This window comes from Chitinophaga solisilvae (assembly GCF_009928525.1).
Classification (GTDB): Bacteria; Bacteroidota; Bacteroidia; order Chitinophagales; family Chitinophagaceae; genus Chitinophaga; species Chitinophaga solisilvae.
Map to the genome: position 1 here is coordinate 14265 of NZ_JAABOK010000029.1, position 22108 is coordinate 36372.

At 50.4% G+C, this 22108-nt stretch carries 15 protein-coding genes; 6 read left to right on the forward strand and 9 right to left on the reverse strand.

Annotated features, from left to right (window positions below; genetic code table 11):
* Positions 1-101: 101 nt before the first annotated feature.
* The 4 genes from GWG06_RS29980 to GWG06_RS29990 all read right to left on the reverse strand — a co-directional run bounded on the left by GWG06_RS29980 (position 102) and on the right by GWG06_RS29990 (position 3045).
* Positions 102-1358 carry an aminopeptidase P family protein gene (locus GWG06_RS29980; protein ID WP_160718128.1) on the reverse strand — a complete coding sequence of 419 codons (1257 nt, stop codon included), beginning with the start codon at positions 1356-1358 and terminating at the stop codon, positions 102-104.
* Between the two features lie 73 nt (positions 1359-1431).
* A complete protein-coding gene (locus GWG06_RS30910) occupies positions 1432-1770 on the reverse strand; it encodes a helix-turn-helix domain-containing protein (RefSeq protein WP_420826333.1) in 339 nt (112 codons plus the stop codon).
* Positions 1659-2237, reverse strand: coding sequence for a DUF6597 domain-containing transcriptional factor (locus GWG06_RS30645; RefSeq protein ID WP_235938597.1), 579 nt, complete (start codon positions 2235-2237; stop codon positions 1659-1661). Before GWG06_RS30645 ends, GWG06_RS30910 begins: the two co-directional genes overlap by 112 nt.
* Before the next feature lie 322 nt (positions 2238-2559).
* Positions 2560-3045 (reverse strand): DUF1440 domain-containing protein, encoded by a 486-nt coding sequence (locus GWG06_RS29990; protein WP_160718129.1) that lies wholly within the window; start codon positions 3043-3045, stop codon positions 2560-2562.
* Positions 3046-3384: 339 nt separating this feature from the next.
* On the opposite strand from GWG06_RS29990, the gene GWG06_RS30750 reads away from it, so the two are divergent.
* The 4 genes from GWG06_RS30750 (at position 3385) to GWG06_RS30010 (ending at position 8258) form a co-directional block, all read left to right on the forward strand.
* Entirely contained in the window at positions 3385-4017 is a 633-nt protein-coding gene (locus tag GWG06_RS30750; protein WP_127038683.1) for a TetR/AcrR family transcriptional regulator, read from the forward strand.
* On the forward strand, positions 4007-5365 hold the full coding sequence (locus GWG06_RS30000) for a TolC family protein (protein WP_127038686.1): 1359 nt from the start codon (positions 4007-4009) through the stop codon (positions 5363-5365). The genes GWG06_RS30750 and GWG06_RS30000 overlap by 11 nt, the downstream gene beginning before the upstream one ends.
* A 28-nt stretch (positions 5366-5393) precedes the next feature.
* Positions 5394-6518, forward strand: coding sequence for an HlyD family secretion protein (locus GWG06_RS30005; RefSeq protein ID WP_338076714.1), 1125 nt, complete (start codon positions 5394-5396; stop codon positions 6516-6518).
* 159 nt (positions 6519-6677) lie between these two features.
* Positions 6678-8258: a DHA2 family efflux MFS transporter permease subunit gene (locus GWG06_RS30010; protein WP_160718130.1), complete on the forward strand. Its 1581-nt coding sequence runs from the start codon at positions 6678-6680 to the stop codon at positions 8256-8258.
* 112 nt (positions 8259-8370) lie between these two features.
* On the opposite strand, the gene GWG06_RS30015 is transcribed toward GWG06_RS30010, so the two are convergent.
* From GWG06_RS30015 to GWG06_RS30030, 4 genes are all read right to left on the reverse strand, one after another.
* Complete coding sequence (locus GWG06_RS30015) at positions 8371-11235, reverse strand: TonB-dependent receptor (protein WP_160718131.1); 2865 nt, start codon at positions 11233-11235, stop codon at positions 8371-8373.
* Positions 11236-11299: 64 nt separating this feature from the next.
* On the reverse strand, positions 11300-11758 hold the full coding sequence (locus GWG06_RS30020) for an Mpo1 family 2-hydroxy fatty acid dioxygenase (protein WP_127038695.1): 459 nt from the start codon (positions 11756-11758) through the stop codon (positions 11300-11302).
* A gap of 32 nt (positions 11759-11790) precedes the next feature.
* On the reverse strand, positions 11791-17508 hold the full coding sequence (locus GWG06_RS30025; RefSeq protein WP_160718132.1) for a carboxypeptidase-like regulatory domain-containing protein: 5718 nt from the start codon (positions 17506-17508) through the stop codon (positions 11791-11793).
* A 115-nt stretch (positions 17509-17623) separates the two neighbouring features.
* A complete protein-coding gene (locus GWG06_RS30030) occupies positions 17624-18019 on the reverse strand; it encodes a winged helix-turn-helix transcriptional regulator (protein WP_160718133.1) in 396 nt (131 codons plus the stop codon).
* Between the two features lie 130 nt (positions 18020-18149).
* On the opposite strand from GWG06_RS30030, the gene GWG06_RS30035 reads away from it, so the two are divergent.
* Positions 18150-18539 (forward strand): DoxX family protein, encoded by a 390-nt coding sequence (locus GWG06_RS30035; RefSeq protein ID WP_127038705.1) that lies wholly within the window; start codon positions 18150-18152, stop codon positions 18537-18539.
* Positions 18540-18559: 20 nt separating this feature from the next.
* Here the strand turns inward: GWG06_RS30035 and GWG06_RS30040 are convergent, their stop codons facing one another.
* On the reverse strand, positions 18560-20485 hold the full coding sequence (locus tag GWG06_RS30040; RefSeq protein WP_160718134.1) for an SPFH domain-containing protein: 1926 nt from the start codon (positions 20483-20485) through the stop codon (positions 18560-18562).
* A 552-nt stretch (positions 20486-21037) separates the two neighbouring features.
* Between GWG06_RS30040 and GWG06_RS30045 the strand changes: the two genes are divergently transcribed.
* Entirely contained in the window at positions 21038-21898 is an 861-nt protein-coding gene (locus tag GWG06_RS30045; RefSeq protein ID WP_160718135.1) for an ROK family protein, read from the forward strand.
* Positions 21899-22108: the final 210 nt, after the last annotated feature.

The window sequence follows — 22108 nt, forward strand, 5'->3', positions numbered from 1 at the left end:
GCGAATTGCGAATGAGGAGCGAAGATCTAAGCGGAAGTAGATTCATTACCCGCTTAGATCTTCGCTCCTCATTCGCAATTCGCAATTCGTAATTCGTAATTTTAATTCATCAGCTCCTCAATTTCCTCTGCTTCCACCGGCATTCCCTCCATCAGGTCTTCATAGCCGTTTTCCCTGACTACCAGGTTGTTTTCAATTCTTATTCCGATGCCTTCTGCTTCGTTGTAGATGCCGGGTTCGTTGGTGATGACGGCTCCGGCGGGGAGTGGTTCGTGGTGGTAGCCTATATCGTGTACATCGAGGCCGAGGAAGTGGGCTACGTTATGGTAGCAGTATTTGTTGAGGTAGTGGGTGGCGCCGTTGGCGCGGATGTCGGCGGTGGTGCAGAGGCCCAGGTTCACCAGTTCTTCCAGGAGGAGGTTGTTGGATGCCTGCCAGATGTCAGTGAGGATGACGCCTGCACGTACGAGTTGCCTTACCTGTTTATGAACGCGGAGGACAGCATCGTAGTGTTCCCGCTGGCGTTTGGTGAAACGGCCGCTGACGGGGATAGTACGGGTGGCGTCGGCGTTGTAGAGGTTCCAGCTGGCGGCGGCATCTATGAGGGCGAGGTCGCCGTCTTTGCCGGTGCTTTCGTTGGCGCGGTAGTGCAGGATGCAGGTGTCTGCGCCGTAGGCTACAATAGGTTCGTAGCCGGACCAGGTGCTGTTGTACTGCATGTATTCGTGAATCATTTCTGCGGCCACCTGTATTCCGGTTTTGCCGGGCTGCATATATCGGAGTACGCGGCGGAATCCTGCTTCGGTGATGCCGGCGGCTTTTCGGAGATGTTCAATTTCTTCCGGGGATTTGGCGGTACGCTGCCTGGCCAGCAACGGATACAGGCGCTCATAGCGGTGCAGCGGGTAGAGGCGCTTGCATTCCAGCAGCAGGCGGTCTTCACGAGTCTGTGTTTCATTTTCCGAGCGCATATGTTCGTTGGAATAGAGGTATATGCTGTCGCTCAGTGGTAGTATGCGTTTCATGGCAGACCAGTATTCATCTGTGAAATAAACGGTCCGGATACCGGATACGCGGGAGGCTGTTTCTTTGTCAATACGTCTGCCCAGCCATTTCACGAATGTTTCATCTGTTCTCTTAATGAAGAGTACTTCGCGGAGCGCCGCTATGGGATGGTGCGGGCATAGTACGAGCATGGCGTCATCTTCGTATATGCCTGTCAGATAGTACAGGTTGGCGTTGGGACAATATTTCATGGTGCCATCGGCGTTGGTGGGCATAACATCGTTGCCCGTGAGGATGGCGGCAGCTCCGGCGGGGAGCTGGCTGGCAAGTTGGTGGCGGTGGAGGGAGAACATAGCGGAGATGTTGTTTGTTGAAAGACAAACTTAGCGGGGTGGCGGGAGAAAACTGGTGTAAAAAACCGACAGTTTAGCGGGTGGCAGTATCGGAGAGGCGGCGCCATTCCTTGCGGAAGTGCGAGAAGTCGTGGTAGCCAAGTTCTTCCCAGTCGGCCTTATAGCCGTGTTGGGTGTATTGTTCAATAGCCTGCCGGAAACGGAGTATGTTCAGGCATTTTTTGGGGCTGATGTCGAGGGAGTCAGCGAAGTAGCGTTCCAGGGTACGTGGGGATACAAAGAGCAGGTCCGACAGCTTTTTCAGCTGGTAGCCGCATTGCTGGAGGGCGGGACCGTTGAGGGATTGCAGTACATATTCGAAGTGCCGGTCGGAGGGGAGGGCGGCATGTTGCCGGAGAAAGGCTTCCAGCAGTTGTTGATGGCGGGAAGGCCTTTGGCGTCGTATACGGCGTTCTCCAGCCGGGAAATATGACGCAGGGCATCGGCGGCGGGAAGCGTGTGCCGGTGCAGGTCTGCGCCTTTAATATGAAACAGGTAGTTGAGAGAGGCGGGTTTGAATTTGATGCCTACCAGGAAATTATTGCTGTGATGCCGGTAGGAGACGGGCATGGTATGATAGCCTATCAGCTCACTGCTGTTGCTGGCGTGGAGAAAGCGGCCCTGCCGGTCGTATATCTCAAAGGGCGCGCCCATATTCAGTACGAGAGAGGAATACATATTGGCCATCAGTATTTCCCGGAACTCATCGTCGTGCAGCTGCGGCTGGCGCAGATCCAGCAGCCAGTAGCAGACCACATGGCGGGCCAGGTCAGCGGAGGGCGCGATGTAGCGGTACTGACTGGAAAAATATTGCTGATCTATGATTTCAACGGCTTGCATGTGCGGTGAATCTGCCGGTAAATTACGAAGATCCCCGCATATGATTTTAAGGGTCCGTTAAACATTTTATCAGGTTGCCCTGTTAATTAGTTATTCAGTGAAAATCCGGTAATAACTGCCTGCAAAGCGCTTTGTATGCGGTAATATGAATAACCATAAAAAGGAAGAAGGGAGCAAACTATAGGATCATCTGCTTTCTGCTGTAGTCTCCGCTTTTCTCTTCTCCCCTCATTCACCATTTGAAAATCGTAATTCGCTAATAAATATACGGTTGATAAACAGGTACAACATCCTGCATGAGCAGTGATGTGCTGGGGCGGGCTTATACCTTGGTAGCGCCCGCCCTTTTATAATATCTGCCTGCCAGCAGCCCGATGGGCAATCCTATCATCACCATAATTATCAGCATACCTATAACGGCGTTGCCTAAACGAAAAGGCCGTGGCGGAATCTGGCTGAGGGGTATTACCAGCAGGTTCATGATGAGCCATACCAGGATGCCGTATACCAGCCCTGATGCGGCGGGGTACCGGAGCAGCTCCGGAATCCTCGGAAAGATGAGAAAAAAGATGGTGGTAAATGTCAGCGCAATCAGGTAGTGGAACAGCAGTCCCCACCACATCATGGTGACGGGATCGCCGGTGAATGCTTCTTTCCCGAAAAAGCCGCTGGCAACAAATACCAGTACTTTGGTAAAGGGTTGGCCGGTGATGAGTACAAACTGTACGCAGGCAGAGATGATGTCGAGGGTGCCGGCTACCAGTGCCGTCACCAGGATATAGACAGAAAGAGAGAGGCGTGTTGACATATGAAAGAGCGAAAAGTGAATAATGTTGCTGTTATTAAATTAAAAAATTTCTTCATAAAAATGTGCTTCTCCGGAAATTTTCTCCTTTATTTCTCCTTTCCTGCAATTTAATTGTCGCAGTTACGTCTTCCCTAAAAACATGATGTGTGATGGAATTTTAACACTTTATGTTAACAAATTGAAACCAACAGCTTAAAATCTCCTTAAAATTTTTTCATACTTTTTTGATTTACAATAATATATGAATTGTTAAAACATAAATTTAAACAAACGATTAAATAAACGATTGTTTAAATTAAACGTTTGTTTAACTTTGCTTCGTCAAATCAAAAAGGGAACATGGAAGACTATAATGAGAAACAGCTGGCGATTATAAGTGTAGCAGAAAAGCTGTTTGCAGAAAAAGGGTTTCATGGCACTTCGGTGAGAGACATCGCGCAGGTAGCGGAAGTGAATATTGCCATGATCTCCTATTATTTCGGTTCAAAGGATAAGTTGCTGGAAGCTGTTTTCCGGCACCGGATGGAGGCATCGCGTGCATTTATCAATGAGCTGGTGCAGAATGATACGATGTCGCCGCTGGAAAAGATTTATACGCTGATAGACAGGTTTGTGAATAAAATGCTGAATGAACAGAGCTTCCAGTGCATTATGAACCGAGAACAGCTCAACGGAGAAAAAAGCCCGATACATAACCTGATATGGACGGTAAAGGGAGAGATGCTGGGACTCATGCGGCCTATTATCACCAACGCGCAGGATGCAGGCATCTTTCATACGGGCATAGATGTGGAATTGCTGATGACCACGATGTTTGGTACCATTCATCAGATCATCCCGGCACAGCATATCCTGAGAAAGGAACCGGAGCTGAAGAACATGAACGACGAAACTTTCAAGGAATATTTAAGACTCAGACTGAGTACTCATTTAAAAAAATTGTTTAAAGCAATCCTTACACATGAATTCTAAAAGCATATACGCACGATTATATGCGCTTGCATCGGGAATAGTGCTGGCACTGGGTTTTCAGACCGTATCCGCACAGAGCACTAAACCGCTTTCGTTAAATGAAGCCATATCGCTGAGTATACAAAACAGCAAACAACTGAAGGCCAGCTACGCCAAAATAGAAGAAGCAAAAGCAAACATTAAAACCGCCAATGAAAGGCAACTGCCGGATGTAAGCATTTCCGGTTCCTATCTGCGGCTAACGCAACCGAACATTGACCTGAAGCTGGGTAAGAAAGACGGCGGCAGCGGAGGAGGAGGCGAAAGCCCTAAAGTTAATTCCGCTGCCTATGGTATCGCCAGCGTATCCGTACCGATCTTTTCCGGTATGATGATACAGAGCGGAAAGGAAGCTGCCCGCTACCTGGCCACTGCTGCGAAACTTGATGCGGATAAAGACAAGGAAGACATCATCCAGAACACCATCGCTGCCTACAGTAACCTGTATAAAGCAGAAGAAGCCGTGAAGCTGGTGAAAGAAAACCTGAAACAATCCGGTCAGCGGGTACATGATTTCAGTAACCTGGAGAAAAACGGACTGCTGGCGCGCAACGACCTGTTAAAGGCAGAACTGCAGCAGTCTAACTACGAACTGGCGCTGATGGATGCTGAAAACAACCTGAAAGTATCCACCCTCAACATGAATATCATGCTGGGCTTGCCGGACAATACCGTGCTGCAGCTGGATACCACTGCCTTTAAAGCATCCTCCGGCAACATCGACGGAAGGGGTGAAGCAGAATTTGAACAGCTGGCATATCAGCACCGTAAAGATGCCGCCGCACTGAGCGCCCGTGCAGGAGCTGCAACCGCCCAGGTAAAGAGCGTGAAAGGGGAATACTATCCTGCTCTTGCCTTCACAGGAGGCTATGTGGCCGCTTACATCCCGAATGTGGTTACCATTACCAACGCGGTGAATGCAGGCGTAGGATTGAAATACAGCGTCTCTTCCCTGTGGAAGACAGGCTCCAAGGTAGCCAGCGCCAAAGCCCAGCTGGCAGAAGTGCAGGCCAATGAAGCCAGACTCACAGATGCTATCCATCTGGACGTATATCAGTCATACGAAAACTATCTGCTGAGCCACAAGAAAATGGATACCTACATCAAGGCAATAGAACAGTCAGAAGAGAACTACCGGATTACCAAGAATAAACACGATAACAACCTGGCTACCACCACGGATCTCCTGGATGCTGACGTGGCCAACCTGCAGTCTCATCTGAACTACACCTACGCCAAGGCAGATGCGCTCGTAGCCTATAACAAACTGTTACAGGCAGCAGGTATACTGGAGAACAACAACAAATAATACCAACAAACCAATAAACTACAAAGCTGTGGAAACGCAAACAAAAGCTACTAATAATATAACCATGCAGGAAAATTCCGCGCCTAAAAAGCGCAGCAAAGGCTTCATCATCGTACTGGGTGCACTGGTGATCGGTGGTGGCGCATTCGGTATCACCAAATACATTCACGCGCAGCATCACGAAGAAACAGACAATGCGCAGATCGATGCCAATGTAAGCCCGGTAATTCCAAGAGTATCCGGATTTGTGAAAGAAGTAAGAGTAAAAGATAACCAGCTCGTTAAAAAGGGAGATACCCTGGTAATTCTCGACGACCGCGACCTGGCCATCAAAGTACAGCAGGCCCAGAATGCCCTGATGACCGCCCAGGCCAACCTGGGGGCCGCTGAAGCTACTACCTCCGCTGCAGAAGCAGGTATCAGCACCGCGCAGGCCAACATCGGCACCATCGACGCACAGATAGAAGCCGCTAAAGTAAATATCTGGAGAGCAAACCAGGACTATGAGCGTTACAATAACCTCATCAAGGATCACTCTATCACCCAGCAACAATATGAGCAGGCGCTCGCAGCCAAACAAACGGCTGAACGCCAGCTGGACGTACTGGTAAAACAGAAAGCTGCGGCTTCCCGCCAGACTTCTGTAGTGACCTCCCAGAGCAGCGCTACTTCCAAACAGATCAATCTTGCGCAGGCTGGTATCAAACAGCGTGAAACCGATGTGGATGATGCAAAGCTGAACCAGTCCTACGCAGTCATCACCGCCCCTGAAAACGGCGTGGTATCCAAAATCTACGTACAGCCCGGTCAGTACGTGGCAGCAGGTCAGTCCCTGTTCAGCGTAGTAATGGACAACACCCCATGGGTAGTGGCCAACTTCAAGGAAACGCAGCTGGAGAAAATGAAACTGGGCCAGGCAGTGACCGTGCACGTGGATGCATATCCAGGCACACCGCTGGAAGCCAAAGTAACTTCCTTCTCACCGGCTACCGGCGCGAAATTCGCACTGCTGCCTCCGGACAATGCTTCCGGTAACTTCGTAAAAGTGGTACAACGCCTGCCCGTAAAAATTGAGTTCAACGATCCCGGCAATGCACTGGTGAAACAGCTGCGCCCCGGCATGAACGTACTGGTAGACGTGCATCTCAACTAATCATACATGAATGCATTGCAGCCTGGGGTTAATAGTTAATGGAAACCATGCATTATGATCTATTCATCAGCTATAAGGAAACAATAACAGACAGGCCCCGACACAGCATTAATTATTAATTCCAGGCTGTACTGCCTTCATTCAAAATATACGTGTTGCATGCAACAAGAATCATTGATAGAATACGGCTCGCGCAGGGTGATCATCACGATCACCGCTATCTTCTGCGCCTTGCTGGAAATCGTGGATACGACTATCGTTAACGTGGCATTAAACGATATGCGCGGTAACATGGGCGCCACACTCAGTGAAATTGGTTGGGTGATAACCGCGTATGCCATCGGTAACGTAATCATTGTACCGATGACGAGCTGGTTATCACAACAGTTTGGCCGCCGTAACTACTTCGCCGCTTCCATCATTATATTCACCATCTCTTCCTTCCTCTGCGGTAACGCTACCACCATGTGGGAACTGATATTGTTCCGTTTTATACAGGGACTCGGAGGCGGTGCGCTGCTGGTAACTTCACAAACCATTATCACGGAAAGCTACCCTCCGGAGAAACGTGGTATTGCCCAGGCTATCTATGGTCTTGGCGTTATCATCGGCCCTACGCTTGGTCCTCCGTTAGGTGGCTATATCACCGATAACTATTCCTGGCCTTACATCTTCTACATCAACATCCCTATCGGCGTAATCGCTACCCTGCTCACCCTGCAGTTTGTACGCAGCCCGAAATATGCGGAGAAGAAATCTGTCAGCGAAATCGATTTTCTCGGTATCATCCTGCTGGCAATGTGTGTGGGCTCCCTGCAATATGTACTGGAGCGCGGTCAGGAAGATGACTGGTTCAGTGATCCGACCATCACCCTGTTATCCATAACAAGTGCGTTGAGCCTGTTCTTCTTCATCTGGAGAGAACTGACCTATAAGAACCCTATCGTGGAACTGCGGGTACTGAAGAACGGTAACCTCCGTGTGGGTACTATCTTATCCTTTATCCTCGGCTTCGGGCTGTATGGTTCTACCTTTATCATTCCCCTGTATACGCAGGGGCTGCTGGGATGGACTGCCACACAATCCGGTATGCTGATGATCCCCGCGGCACTGACGACGGCCTTTATGATGCCTATCATCGGTAAAATGCTGGAGAAGGGAGTGCCGCAGCAATATCTTGTGGCAGCGGGTATGTTCCTGTTCTTTGTATACAGTTTCTGGGGATATAAAATTATTACGCCTGCCGATACCGGCGCAGATGCTTTCTTCTGGATGCTCATCGTGCGTGGGGTAGGTATGGGTTTACTCTTCATCCCGATTACCACACTGGCGCTGTCTTCCCTGAAAGGACAACAGATTGGCCAGGGGGCTGCCTTTACCGGTATGATGCGTCAGCTGGGAGGTTCGTTCGGGGTGGCATTGATCACTACGTTTATGTCCAGGCAAAACCAGTTCTACCGCAACGACCTGGTGGGTAAACTGGATACCAATAATCCGGATGTGATGAACAGGGTGCATGGGTTACAGCACAGCTTTATAGCGAAAGGCATGGATCCCGGAACAGCACTCGGCAGCGGTTACAAGGTGCTGGACTACAGCATTACCAAACAGGCAGCTGCTATGTCCTACATGGATGTATTCCTGTACCTGGGGCTGATGTTCCTCATCTGCATCCCGTTTGTACTGATGGTGAAAGGAAATAAAAAACAAGGGAAACTGGATCCTGCTGCGATGCACTAGCAGATCCGTTTCACAGCATAAATTATTGTTGCAATAACAGTGTAACAGTTGTAGGTTTAGGTAAATAAGCCCCGATCTTAATCGGGGCTTTATTTTTTTTAATTGTCGTCTTTTAAAAGCTGAATGCCACCTTGGTGAAGAGGCGCATACCGTTGAAACCCATCTGCACGGCATCCCAGGGGCCGCCTGTTTCTCCGTCGTAGGCGGATAATTTAGCCCCCGGCACATACCCGAAATCAGGATGTACATTGAAGATATTATCCGCTCCCAGGAACCAGCTGATATGTGAATTGAACCGCAGGCTCGCATACAGGTCGGTCACTGCTTTTCCCTTGTATACAAATTCTTCCGGTACCAGGGTACCATCTTTATCCAGCGCTACCAGCGGGCTGATACCGGTGCCCGCCAGGTTGGGATCTCCGGGTAGTCCGGTACCTTCTTTGGCCGGATCTCCGGCAAAGCCATAGCCCAGCAGCGTAATCTTTCCGAAATAGGTAACGCGTGCGCCTACACTGAATTTTTTAATACCGTATTCCACGTTGAGACCCAGCTTCACCGGCGGAGCAGATGCCAGTACGAAGTGCTGCTCGCGTTCACTGAAAAATTCTCCCCGGTGCAGGTAGCTGTCATTCAGTTTATCCGGCACATTGATTTTGTTGATTTTCATATGCTGGATATTACCTGTGAAGAGGGTGCGGAACCGCTGATCTCCCCATTTTTTGTTGAAGTCGATCACGATGTCAAGCCCCATATTGGTGGTATTGACAGCGTTGGCATAGAACTGCGCATTATCGATTTTCAGGGAGTCCAGCGCGCGGCCGAACTGCGGGTCCAGTGTAGCGTCTTCTTTATTGAACTGGCCGGATAACACGATCCGGTCTTTTACTTTCACCATGTAACCGTCCAGCGTGATAGTGAGTTCCGGTATAGGTTTCAGGGAGAAGCCCAGGCTGGCGTTAATAGATTTTTCCTGCTTCAGTGCAGGGATGCCGGCGGCTTTGGTGATAGGATCATTATTGGGCGCTATTTTCACTTCCGTGATACGGCCGCCCTGTACGTTGGTGAACTGGGAGCTGTAGTTGATCTGCTGTAAGGAAGGGGCGCGGTAGCCGGTGCTTACAGAACCGCGGATATTGAATCCGCGCGCTACCTTGTAACGCGCTGCCAGTTTATAATTGCTGGTGAATCCGAAGTCGCTGTAATTCTCCACGCGGATGGCAGCGCCGAGCAGGAACTGTTCGGTGATGTCCCATTCCGCATCTGCATAGCCGGCGATGTTGGAGCGGTTGGCTTTAACGGCATCGGTGGGGCGGTAGCCGGGGAAACCCTGTGCCCCGGTGGCTTTGGTAGGTACCCTGGCGGTGTCGTAATTTTTCCAGGATGCTTCTTCTCCCGCATAAATTCTGTACTGTTCATAGCGGTATTCCGCTCCCAGCGCCAGGTTGAAGCCTTTGCTCAGGTTTTTGGAGAAAGTGAGGTTCGTCGTGTTCTGGGAGAAGGAGAACCCGCCATCATCAAAATGAGTAGGCGTTTTGCTGCCCAGAGAGGCATTGAAGGTTTTATCTCCGTAGAAATGAAAATTGTTTCTGCCGAAGGTATTGCTCAGGTCCCATTTCCAGTCGTTATTGGTTTTACCCCTGACACCCGCTGCGATGGAGGCATCCTGTATATGTGTCTGTATATGCGGGTTGAAAATGGTATCCGGAATATCGTTGGGACTGGGAATACTTTTCATAATATCAGGGTAGAAGATGAGCTGTCCGCCGGGGGTAGTGGGAAATCTGTCAGGATGCCCGCTGGAGGCCGGATTGATGCCATGAAAAGTTCTCGTATAGGCGTAGGCGTCAGAAGATTTGTAGTTGTATCCGCCGAAGGCATAGATAGTGGTATTGCTGGCTCCGACGGGGATTTCCAGGTTTACCATACCGCCGCCGGAGGTAACGGAGCCATCGCCGTGGGCGCGGCGGCCGGTATTGATCGGCAGGCTGTTGGCGTTATTCAGGTTGGTATCCAGCACCTGCCGGAATGTTTTGCCCTGTGTGAGAAAATTTCCGGAGAAGTTGATGAAACCGTTGTGTTTCCCGATGGGCAGGCCGTAGTTGATACCGGCGGAAACGGTATTACCGTCGATAGCGCCGCTGTACTCGTACTGGTTAAGCGATTTTTTAAAATAGGTGTTGAACTTGCGGTCGTAATAACCGGCATATCCGACGTTGACGCTGAGGCGGTTCACATCTTTTTTAAGGATGATATTGATTACGCCGGCGATGGCATCGGAGCCGTATTGAGCGGAGGCGCCGTCGCGCAGTATTTCTACGCGGTCGATAGATGATTCGGGGATGGCGTTGAGGTCAGTACCGGAGTTACCGCGGCCTCTGGTGCCGAATACAGAGGTGAAGGCCGTCTGGTGCCTTCTTTTACCGTTGATGAGTACCAGTGTCTGGTCCGGGCCCAGGCCGCGCAGTGTGGCGAGGTCGATCTGATCTGCGCCGTCGCTGCCGCTTTGTTTGTTGTAGTTGAAAGACGGGGCGGCTACATTGAGCAGGGATGTCAGTTCCATCCGGGCGCTGGGCAGGCCGGCCTGGTTTACGTTGATAACATCCACAGGTACCGGTGTTTCTGTTTTGGCGCGCCCGCCGCTGCGGGTACCTACCAGTACAATGGGGCCCAGTTCCGCCACGGAGGCTATCATTTTAACGTGGATCTCCGTTCTGCCGTTCACGTTAACCTGTTGCGGCTGAAAGCCTACGGAGCTGAATTCCAGGGTACCGGTGGAGGGAGCTTCCAGGGAAAAGCTGCCGTCTTTACCGGTTTGCGTGCCTTTGGGTGCGGTAAGCAGCCTGACGGTAATACCTTCGAGCGGTGCGCCGCTGGCGGCGTCTGTAACCTTACCGCTGATTTTCAGCTGCTGGCCGGATGCATAATGCATGCATAGTAATAGCAGGGCTACTACGGGTAGAAGTTTTCGGTTTTTCATGCGTGGGGATTTGTATATAATTTAAGCAAAAAAATACAAAGTGTTCCCCCACGGCTTACCGCAGTCAGAGTTTTATCCCTGCCTTCCTATAGATAAAGCTCATGAGCCATGCCGGACCAATCAGCAGAAACTGCAGGTCTTTGAAGAAAGAAGGTTTGGCGCCTTCTATCTTATGACCAATGAACTGGCCTATCCATGCCAGTACAAATATCCCCAGGGCCACCTGCCAGATGGGTACTCCGGTAACGGCAATACTACGCCATCCCCAAAGACATAGAATGCCGATAATCAGCATGCCTGCTGCCAGTGAGGCAGACAACCGCGCATAGTAAATAATCACCAGCAGCAACGCTATATGCGCCGCCGTCAGCTCCTGCCACCCGAACAGCGGAATTCTGACGGCATAGAGGAAACCGACAATACTAAAAAAGATAGCCGGCACACATATCCAGTGAATCAGTTTGTTGGTATGATTGCGGTGGCTGGTGCCATAGTCATCCAGCCATTGTTCAATAGTTCTCATTATGCCAGGATTTTCGTCTTACTAAATATAATTTATTTACCGCTGATTTTAACCTGTTTCATGCCTTCCCTGCCAAAAAATACCGGGAAGTACATCATCTCCGCCTTAGCCGGATTTACATGGAAATGCCCACTGTACCGGGGCATCAGCGCTATCCTGAAAGTATACCGGCCTTTGCCGAGATGACTGCAGAAGATGCTGACCTTGTTTTTTAAATATTCGCGGTGCACTTCCTGACTGGCAGCCGATTGCTGCTTTCCGTTGTAGGAACAACCTGCCGGCACCGGTACTTCTATCATGACATATTCCGCGGGCGTCTTTACATCTACGGTTACCTCCATGGTGGTGGCTGTACCGGCAGTGAGCTTCGTGACGGTGTGGCTCTCCGTCACAAACGCCGTACTGACGGAAAACTGTCCGGATACTGCCTGCGGCGCCGGATTCCAGTGTTGCTGCCATGCGGTGAAGTACACCGGCATATTACCCTGCTTACGGACCTGCAGGGGAGTAGTGCCTTTCAGGGTGGTGCTCCACGGGAAGATACTGACGGACTGATTATTCAGTGTAAGCGTTGCCGTTAGTCCGCCCGGCTGCTGCAGCATATCCGGCAGAATAGTCCGCAGAATGGAGGCGGATTCGTAGGTGTTGCGCCAGTGGCCGGGATGGCGGATCTCCAGCAGCCAGGCCCGGATGCCTGCGAGTACTGCTGCATAACCACCCTTTTCCCGCAGGATGTTATAAACGAGCAGGGTATGCTGTACGCTGTTATTGAACAGGTGCTGCTGCTCAGGCTCATCTCCCCAGTACGGATTACCCATCATGCTGCGTTGCTGTTTACGCAAAAGGGAGTCTGTATTAACGGTGCCGCCTGTACGTACCTGTAAGGCCATCCGGAACAATTGTTCATAGGAAGAAAGATAGCGGGTATTCATGGTGTCCAGCGCGGTCCTGAAATCTGTTTTCGCACCAAGCAGCTGCAGCATTTCCAGCATGGATAACCGGTTGCCGGGCAGCTGCGTGGCCTGCAGTTCATATACCAGCTGCCCGATAACGGCCTCCCGGTTGAGGCTGATCTGATAGCCCTCTTTTTCTGCTTCCAGTAAAGAGCGGGTTACATACGCGGAAATCCAGGGAACAGGGGAGCTTTGGTTCCACCATCCCCAGCCGTTATTGAAGCGGTTGTTACTCAGCGAACGAACGAGTTCCCGTATCTGCTGCTCCCGGCGGAAATCTTCACCCAGGAATTTGCGGAGCCGCTTTTCGGCCAGGAGGGCATTCAGTTTGCTGGCCATCTGTTCGTTGCAGAGGTATTGGTAGCGGTATAATCTTTCTGTTTCGTCCAGCAGGACCGGCAGTGCGCTGCCACTGGCGTAAATATGCCAGGCGGCGGTATCAGTACCGGCGGCGACGGTAAAGGCAGTATCCTGATGCAGCGGGAAGAAGTAGCCGCTGGTTTCCTGCACTCCCTGCGGAAATACAGGCACGGCTCGGTACTCTCCGTCGTAGTAGCCGTTTTTTCCCAGAACGGTATATTTCAGCCGGAGGCTGTCTGCCGCCGGAATCGCCATGGGCATCGTATCAATATGACTGTTGCGGAATCCTACCGGACCGCCAAGCAGCTGCTGATCTCCTGCAAACAGCTGACGGGTAACCGAGGTACTGTCTGCCAGATAGTTGAACAGTTTGCCCGTAACATGCAAGGTATCACCGGCAATGGCAAAGGCTGGCAAAGCGAGGTTTGCGCTCACCGGCTTATAGGATCTGATAATATCCTTCGAGGAACCTGATTGCTGCTGACCGGTAAAGGCAACCGCGTAGGTGCGCCAGCTGGTAATATCATCCGGGAAGGTCACATCAAATGATGCTTCCCCATTTTCGTTGGACCGTAACCGTGGCTGCCAGAAGGCATCGTCGCGGAAGTTGTGCCGCAGACTACCAGAGGTAGTTCCTGTTGCATTCGCGGCATCTGTATCAGAGAAATTATTTCCTTTTCTGGTAGTAATAAGTATTACCCCATTGGCGGCACGGGAGCCATACAGGGCAACGGCTACATCAGATTTAAGTATGTCCATGGAGATGATGAGAGAAGGATCCATACTGTCCGGCGATGTACCGGAAATAATACCGTCGATGACATAGAGGGGCGTACCCTGTTCCATGGAACCATTTCCCCTGATGCGGATATTTTCCCCCATCTGCATACCGGCAACTCTTCCATGCAGTACGTTACTTATAGCATATGACAGACTCTTTTTAGTCCGCTGGACTCCCATGCCGGTAACTACTACTTCCTGCAGGGCCTGTGACCGTGCTTGCAGCCGGGTCAGGTAAAGCTGCCCGTTCCGCGCATCAAATTCCTGCTCAACTGATTCATATCCTACGATACTGATAAACAATGTTCCATAGTCCGGCACAAGCAGCCGGTAGCGCCCATCCTTATTGGTAACGGTACCATAGGTAGTGCCTCGTATCATAATAGTGACGCCAGGTAACGGTTCCCCTTTTTCATCGGCGACCAGTCCTGTAATGGCATTAGTAAAAGTGCTCCGGTCGAGATACCGGTTGTTGAAAGGAATGGTAAAGTCTTCCCGCCTGTTATCATAGTATTTCCAATGGTCATCTTCTGTATATCTGATGATAGTGGCATTCATGGCTGTGCTGACGCTGTCTGGACCCTGCACGCGGGGATGGGTAATGCGGATAAAAGAAGTGCCTCCTGCTTTTACCTGTATACTGTCCTGCACAAAATACCTGTTTCTATAAAGCAGTACCAGCATGCGGTACCAGCCGCTGTCCAGGTTACCTATATCAGTGGTCTGCCCGTTGTATACCCTGATAAAATCAGGAACATCGTGCCGGTAGAGAAATATCTGCCGGATATCCGCCTGCCTGATGGAATCAATGTTTACAGATAATTTACCGGTATGACGGGCAGATGTTTCAAAAAGCGTTCTTGTAATAGTCAGGTTTGCCAGGGAAGTCTGGTAAAGGCTGTCTATCTCCTCTTCTGTACAGGCAACCGCCTGTACATCAGCTCCATAATTATATCCGTTGCCGGTCTGAACAGCACTCATGGAATATATGCCGGTGATTTCCCGCTGCTTAATCAGTCCTTTTGAAATGTCAAAGCGATTACCGCGTTCGACCTCGAATGCTTGAGAGAACTTGCCTGGTACCACGTAGGTGGCGGTAGTATTGAATAGCGGGCCTGCCAGCTGATCACTGTAACCGTTATGGCTGTAAGGCGCCAGGAGTATTTGCTGCTGAGCGATGTATCTGAGGGGATTGCTGTTATGAGAAGGGGCTATAGCAATAAGATGGCGTTCCGCAAACACCTTTTCAGCTTTAGTCAGCTCCGGCTGTATCTTTATTACGTTTACCTGCGGGGTGGTCTTTTCTGCAGCGATGCTCAGGTATGTTTTTACGCCTGCTGCTGCATAAGCACTGTCTATTGTTATGTAATAGTCAGGAGTCCTTATTTTAATATGATGTTTGCCGGGAGATACCGGGAAACTATAGGCTGGCCGGTAATCTGCCGCATCCAGGTATACCGGTTTTTCATCAATCCACAGAAAGATGATCCGTTGCGGTTCTCCGTTGAGCATTACAAACGGCGCCAGCTGGGTAATATTCCCTTTAACCTTTTCTGTGTTGTAGTAAACGCCGTCGGGATGCAGAAAATGATAGAAAGGGATGGTATCCAGGTGCAGGGGCTGCTGCCATTTTTCCCAGTTCAGCGGCAGGGTATACATGACTTCCTTGCCAGCCTGCAGGTTATAACGGAAAGAGGATGCAACGGAACGGTAGGATTTGCCAAGATATGGTATAGTCGGTTCTTGCTGCTGCTGGAACTTACTGGTGAAGCTGTAGGCGGTTACATCCGCATCCGCAACCGGCCGGTTCCTGGAATCACTAACGAGAACGGATATACGTGATTTTTGTCCGGGGAAGATAGTCGCCGGACTATTAATTTTCACTGACAGCAAATTTTCTGCAAAGGAGATAGGATAGTTATTGCGGATGATGTTGTTATTCCAGAAGTACCAGACTTCTACCAGGTAGTTATCTTTGGTGATGGCAGCGGTTTTCAGGTGAAAGGCGGTGTCATATCCGCTTTTGATTTTTTCTCTGCCTGCATACACGCTATACCAGAAGGGAAGCCGGTAAGGGCTGGTAATATCTGCAAACACAGAATCAACAGTACGGAAAGTAAGACATACCGGCGCAACGCCGGCTTTATCTGCCCGGAATACTTCCCGGTGCGCTGCAGTAATTACTTCATACCGTTGTATATGAGGTTTCATCGGGATAACGGCCGGCAGCTGCAGGCGTACATCAGCAAGGGTATCTTTTTCCTGGAACGTGAGCAGCTGCGCCGGGCAGCTGTAGACAGTATCCCTGCAGGTGGCTGTAATGAGGAGGCTGTCTCCCTGCTGCGTGATTTTAACAGCAGTAGCGGGGTAGGAGTAGCTGACATACTTTATATCAGACTGTGATTCATTGCTGCTGCTGAGAAACTGGGCCCGGATGATGTAATCCATACTGGCAGCAGGGAATATGCTGTCCGGTAATATCATTTTGGTTTCTCCGGAAGGCTCCAGCGGTATTTCATGCTGCCACAGGGTGTCAGGGATAAACAGCCTGTCTGCAAAGTATTTTCTGTTGCTGCCGGCGGTGATACAGAGTTTTACCCGGCCATCCATCACAGGAAGATCGTTCTCATCAGTGGCTTTCAGGAAAACGGTCTGCGGCACGCCTTTGTTATGGGTCTCATTGACGCGCATGTGAAAGGTGACTGACTTCAGCTCATATTCTTCATAGCTGAAAGTGGTATGGTACAAGGAAGTGCCCCTTTTCCCTGCTGAGCTGGCGGGAGTTTCCAGTACAAGGTTGTAATCGTCGTCGAGGTCTATATCCAGGCTGTCGGTCAGGGCGAAATGGTATTCATAGCCACCTGGACGATAAGGCTGCAGTATTCCCAGCAGGGTGTCTGTCTCCTTGTATCTGTCCTGGAGGCGGAGTGCCAGCGGTGCATTCAGGGGGAGGCCGTTACGCTGAAACAGAAAGGCTTTCAGCTTAACGGTATCCAGTGGTTTGTAGACAGGTTTACTGGTGGTCATGAAACCGGGTAAGTCTCCGCGGCGGACAGGAGCTGGCTTAAAGAAGCGTTTAAGGCGGCTCAGGAACGTACTGCGGTGTCGCCGCTGGGTGATCCTGGTGATACCGGAAAAGTTGAGCGCGCCTTTATGGGCTATCTCCAGTATGCCATTTCCGGAGACATGTGTAAGCCGGTAGGATTGGGACGAGGGATCAAACGGCATGCGGTGTTTTCCGCTGCGTATAACCGCATCCGTGATAATATTGCCGTTCAGGTCATATAAAAAAATACGGTAATCGGGCTGGTCGTTTATCAGCCGGATACGCAGGCGTGAACCGGGAATCAGCCGGGTAACCAGCTGATTGCCGCGGGCGTATATTTCCAGGTAGTTGCCCGGCTCCCGCGGAGTGGGTACAGGGGTGCCGGCCGGGAAGCTGAAGGCAGGTGTCTGTGCATATTTTTCTTCCGCCAGCCGTTTTTTCCGTTTCGCGGAAGTTTCCATGTACAGCGTGCGTGTTTCTTTGTCCGTAAGTTTATACAGATAATGCATGGCGCTTCCTCTGCGGCTGCCGGATAAATTTTCCTGCGCAGCGGCCTTCAGATACAGTACGGATAAGCAAAGCAGTATACAGCTTCTGAAATATAGAGACATAGGTATTCCCGGGATTGAGATTCAGTAAAGATTGCTTACCGGAAAATACAATATTATACAATATGGATAGCCGCAGCGGAGAGCTAAGCTGGCGGGGTTAACTGTCAGGAGAAGTTCAGCCTTTATCTGCCAGCACCATTTCTTTTTCTTCCCGGTGTACTTTCATATGACGGCGATGCATGCTGCCCCATTCGGAAAGGTGCTGCAGCATATCCGTCATGGTTTTGCCCAGCGGTGTCAGCTGGTATTCAACCCTGGGAGGAACTTCCGGATAGATGATACGTTCAACGAGGAGGTCATTTTCCAGTTCCCGGAGCTGCAGTACCAGGACTCTTTCGGAGATGCCGGGAATATTTTTCTTCAGTTCATGATAGCGCATTTTACCTTCCAGCAGCCGGTAGATGATGGATGGTTTCCACCGGCCGCCGATAACGGAGAAGGTATGTGCCGTGCTGCAGATACTGTTCAGTATCTGTTCGTTGATAGCGTTGGTGGAATTTTCTTTTCTCATAGTTCCTGCGATTTATTGCCAGGTAAAGATAACAAATAAAGGGGAGCGGGAGAGAGGTGGTAACCGGCAGGTAACCCCGGCAGCAAACATTCCGGCGGGTTGACTGTTAGTAGTATAAAACATTGCAGGTATGAATCTGTTAGTATTACTGGGTCGCGTGCTGTTTTCACTGATTTTTGTGATGTCAGGCGTTACGCATATAACTGGTTCCGGAGCTGATTATGCAGCATCGGCGGGTGTTCCGGCCGCCAATATACTGGTACCGCTGGCGGGGTTGCTATCGCTGCTGGGCGGGCTCAGTATCCTGCTGGGGTTTAAGGCCAGGCTGGGAGCCTGGCTGCTGGTAATTTTCCTGGTGCCGGTCACTTTTTACATGCATAAGTTCTGGGGTATTCCTGATAAGATGACGGCCCAGATGCAGATGGCCATGTTTATGAAGAATGTGGCCCTGCTCGGCGCTGCCTTGATGGTAGCGTATTTTGGAGCAGGACCACTTAGCATGGACGGAAGGAGATCATAGGTACGGGATACCCGTGAGGGTTATTCGTTTGATATCTCTTTATCTTTTTCTTTATCTTTTTTGGCTACTTCCTCCAGGAGTTTAAGGCCGAGTAAACCGCTGATGGGCCCATTGGCGCCGTCTCCGCCACCACCGATGAGAATATCGGGCATGATACGGATGTTTTGTGCGCCAATGGCTTCCATAACTTTCAGCTGGGTGAAGTTGCTGCCACCCATTGCCTCTACCGCCAGTTTATACGATTCCGCACTGGACTGACCGATAGCGAGTATTTTTTCCGCTTCTGCCTTACCGGTCAGTGAAATTTTCTCGGCATCTGCTTTCGCGATCCATTCAGTACGGTCGGCCTCCGCTTTGGCGAGCAGTCTTACCTTTTCCGCCTCGCCGCTTGCCAGCAGCTTCATACGATCACTTTCCGCATTAGCCTGCAGGCGTACGCTGTTGGCATCACCGGTCGCTTTCTTTACAGAGGCGTCGGCAATTTTTTCTGCGATGAGTACACCCTGGTCCGCCTTCACGATTTCTTTCTGCATTTCAGCCACGGCAGTTTCCTTTTCGAGCGACTGGCGTGTTTCCTGTGCCTGGCGCTGGGTTTCGTAGGTAACTTTTTGTTCTTCCGCAATTTTACGGTCTGTGAGTGTTTTCATCAGGCTCTCCGGTGGTACAATGTCACCGATAAGGGTATCCACACCGAAAACGTTGTACTGATCCAGTACATGCCCGATATGTTCCTTTGCGGCTGTCTGCCTTTCCTTACGGCTGGTCAGGAAGCTGATAACGTCGGCGCCCTGGGCGGAGTTACGGAAATAGTTACCAATAGTGGGTTCCAGCACCTGGGTAACCAGGTTGCTCATATTTCCGAAGCGTGCAATAACTTTAGGGGCTTCCGTTGTGGGAATATGGATGATCTGGGAAACATCCAGGTTGAAGGTAAAGCCGTCCTTGCTTCGCACGGTGATGGTAGACAGGTTTTTATCCAGCTGATGTGATTCACTTCTGGCAGAAGCCCAGTTCAGTACCAGGTTGGTGGTAGGTACCAGTTCTACTTTCATGATGTAGGGGTTGACGGGGTATTTACCTGGTCCTAACGGTTCCGCCCATACGCCTTTGGTGCCTTTGGCCACAATATTGCCGTGTTTGAATTCAGCGCCGCTGATGTCCACTCCGTCGTTACCCACGAAAGATATCACCACGCCAACGTGACCGATAGCGATTTCCGTCATTTTCACCAGTTCAATTTTTGCAAACCAGGGGTTGATAAAATAGGAACCTGCCAGTATTACCTGCTCCTGTAATCCTTTGTAGCCGCCTTTGCTGAGGAATGCATCCACATCCTGGAAGTTGTTATGTTCCTGGATGATTTTACCTGCGATAGAGCCGGCTTCGATGGCCTGTCCTTCCAGTGTGGTCACGATACCTACCGCATTGTCGGGGATAGAGATCATGTCCGTTATTTCCACTTCAAAGAGGAAGGTGTTGATACGGTAGGAGCCGGGTGTGATGATGGCTGTCTGCCGTCCTTTGCGGCCGCCGCTGGTAAGGAATGATACGGCATCCTGGAAGGTATCGCAGGGTACCTTGCGGGCGAGGATAGCGCCGGTTGGGAGTTCGGCGCCGTCTTTTGCCAGTACCAGTCCGATTTTACCGGTGGGGATGATGGTAAAGGGCTGAAAGGTTACGCTGTACTGCCAGATCCATTTCCAGAAGTAAACGCCGGGGGCGAGTGTCTGCGCCTGGAAGCCCGCTTCTCCGTTCGTGGCCAGGATACGGCCTTCCGGCAGTTCCTGTTTACCAAAGAGTACAAATTTTTTGGTAACCAGGCCGATGCGGTCTTCCGGTACGATCACAACGCCGAAGCATATACGAAGAATAACTTTGTACGCCAGCAGGCATAACAATGGCACGCCAATGAGCAATGCCCATTTTAAAACAGGATTGTGTTCCATGTTGTGGGATATAGAAGGGTGATAAAAAAGATGACGGAGGAAGCGGGCGGCATTACGGTGTACAGGCGCTCTTTCCGGCTACAGGCTTGCCGTAGCAGGTATTCCGGGAACAGAACATATACGTATGGTTATGCGGTGAAGCATAGATAACGGAAAGTCCGGAGAATACTATTCGGAAATAAACAGTCGAAGTACGGTAAAAGCTGCCCGTGTTTTGACAGGCTTACAACGCGGGTGGGGAAGTGTTGTAGTTGGTTAAGATAAACGCTGTCATAAAGCGGATGTAATGGTCAGATTCCATTTGGGAGTAAATTGTGGATGTAAAATTGAATATTATTTTTCATCTGTCAAAATATTTAGAAAGAATTTTCTTTCGCTGGATAAAAATCCTGTGCCGATATTTGAAAAAAGAAGTTATATTGAGATGCATTTTTTTTGTTTTCTTTGCTAAAACGATTTATTTGGCCTTTGTCAACCAAACAATACATATATTTGTCGAAGCTAAAACGATTTAGCCAAAATTCTATATTTTAACCTTTTATGAGTAGTTCCATGGCATTAGGAATTGATATTGGGGGTTCCCATATTACTGCAGCAGTGGTGAACCTGGAAACGAGAACGATTGATACCGGTTCCTGGAAACGTACGCGTGTCAACTCACAGGGCACGCCCGGAGAAATCATCGATGCATGGGCAGAAGTGATTGAAGATGCCTTCAGAACAGCGCCGGTAGCTACCTGGCACATCGGTATCGGCATGCCCGGTCCTTTTGATTATACGGAAGGCATCAGCCTGATGAAAGACCAGCACAAGTACGATGCCCTCTACAACCTGAACGTAAAGCAACTGCTGGCAGCACGCCTCTCGCTGACGCCGGACCACATCCGCTTCATCAACGATGCCGGCTGTTTCCTGCAGGGAGAAGTATTCAGCGGCGCAGCCCGCAATTACAAACACGTCATCGGACTTACCCTGGGCACAGGACTCGGCTCTGCCGTATATCACGGCACACTGGCAGAAGACGCCAACCGCTGGTGCGCCCCCTTCCTGGACGGCATCGCGGAAGACTACCTCTCTACCCGCTGGTTCATTAAACGCTTCCACGAGTTAACAGGCATCACCGTCAAAGATGTGAAAGCACTGACCGAGCTCACCACCTCCGGCGCGCACGTTCAGCAGGTATTCGATGAATTTGCCCGTCACCTTTCTGCCTTCCTGCTCACCTTCATCAAAGACGAATCCCCTGAAGCCATCGTCATCGGCGGCAATATCGCCAACGCCGCGGAACGCTTCTTCCCGGCCGTTACACGTGAACTTGAAAACAACAATATTCATATTCCCCTGCTCCAGGCCGCACTGAGCGAACAGGCAGCGATATTGGGGGCAGCGTCCCTCTGGAAACCGGAGGTTTAATTACGAATTACGAATTGCGAATTACGAATGTAGAAGCGAAGATTAAAACGAAGATTAAAGGTGACAACTATAAAACATCTCTTTGGTATGCCCCCCAAAAGTTAGACACTTTTGGGGGGTATTTTTATGGATAAACGAGTTAAATACAGTTTAAAACAAAAATTGTCAGCAGTACGTAGCATAATATCTGGCAAAGAGAACGCGGTATCT

Excerpts from the sequence above, each read along its gene's own strand:
- GWG06_RS29990 (WP_160718129.1), bottom strand. The coding sequence starts at position 3,045 with ATGTCAACACGCCTCTCTCTTTCTGTCTATATCCTGGTGACGGCACTG.
- GWG06_RS30030 (WP_160718133.1), bottom strand. The coding sequence starts at position 18,019 with ATGAGAAAAGAAAATTCCACCAACGCTATCAACGAACAGATACTGAAC.
- GWG06_RS30750 (WP_127038683.1), top strand. The coding sequence starts at position 3,385 with ATGGAAGACTATAATGAGAAACAGCTGGCGATTATAAGTGTAGCAGAA.
- GWG06_RS30000 (WP_127038686.1), top strand. The coding sequence starts at position 4,007 with ATGAATTCTAAAAGCATATACGCACGATTATATGCGCTTGCATCGGGA.
- GWG06_RS30025 (WP_160718132.1), bottom strand. The coding sequence starts at position 17,508 with ATGTCTCTATATTTCAGAAGCTGTATACTGCTTTGCTTATCCGTACTG.
- GWG06_RS30040 (WP_160718134.1), bottom strand. The coding sequence starts at position 20,485 with ATGGAACACAATCCTGTTTTAAAATGGGCATTGCTCATTGGCGTGCCA.
- GWG06_RS30045 (WP_160718135.1), top strand. The coding sequence starts at position 21,038 with ATGGCATTAGGAATTGATATTGGGGGTTCCCATATTACTGCAGCAGTG.
- GWG06_RS30035 (WP_127038705.1), top strand. The coding sequence starts at position 18,150 with ATGAATCTGTTAGTATTACTGGGTCGCGTGCTGTTTTCACTGATTTTT.
- GWG06_RS30020 (WP_127038695.1), bottom strand. The coding sequence starts at position 11,758 with ATGAGAACTATTGAACAATGGCTGGATGACTATGGCACCAGCCACCGC.
- GWG06_RS30010 (WP_160718130.1), top strand. The coding sequence starts at position 6,678 with ATGCAACAAGAATCATTGATAGAATACGGCTCGCGCAGGGTGATCATC.
- GWG06_RS29980 (WP_160718128.1), bottom strand. The coding sequence starts at position 1,358 with ATGTTCTCCCTCCACCGCCACCAACTTGCCAGCCAGCTCCCCGCCGGA.
- GWG06_RS30015 (WP_160718131.1), bottom strand. The coding sequence starts at position 11,235 with ATGAAAAACCGAAAACTTCTACCCGTAGTAGCCCTGCTATTACTATGC.
- GWG06_RS30645 (WP_235938597.1), bottom strand. The coding sequence starts at position 2,237 with ATGCAAGCCGTTGAAATCATAGATCAGCAATATTTTTCCAGTCAGTAC.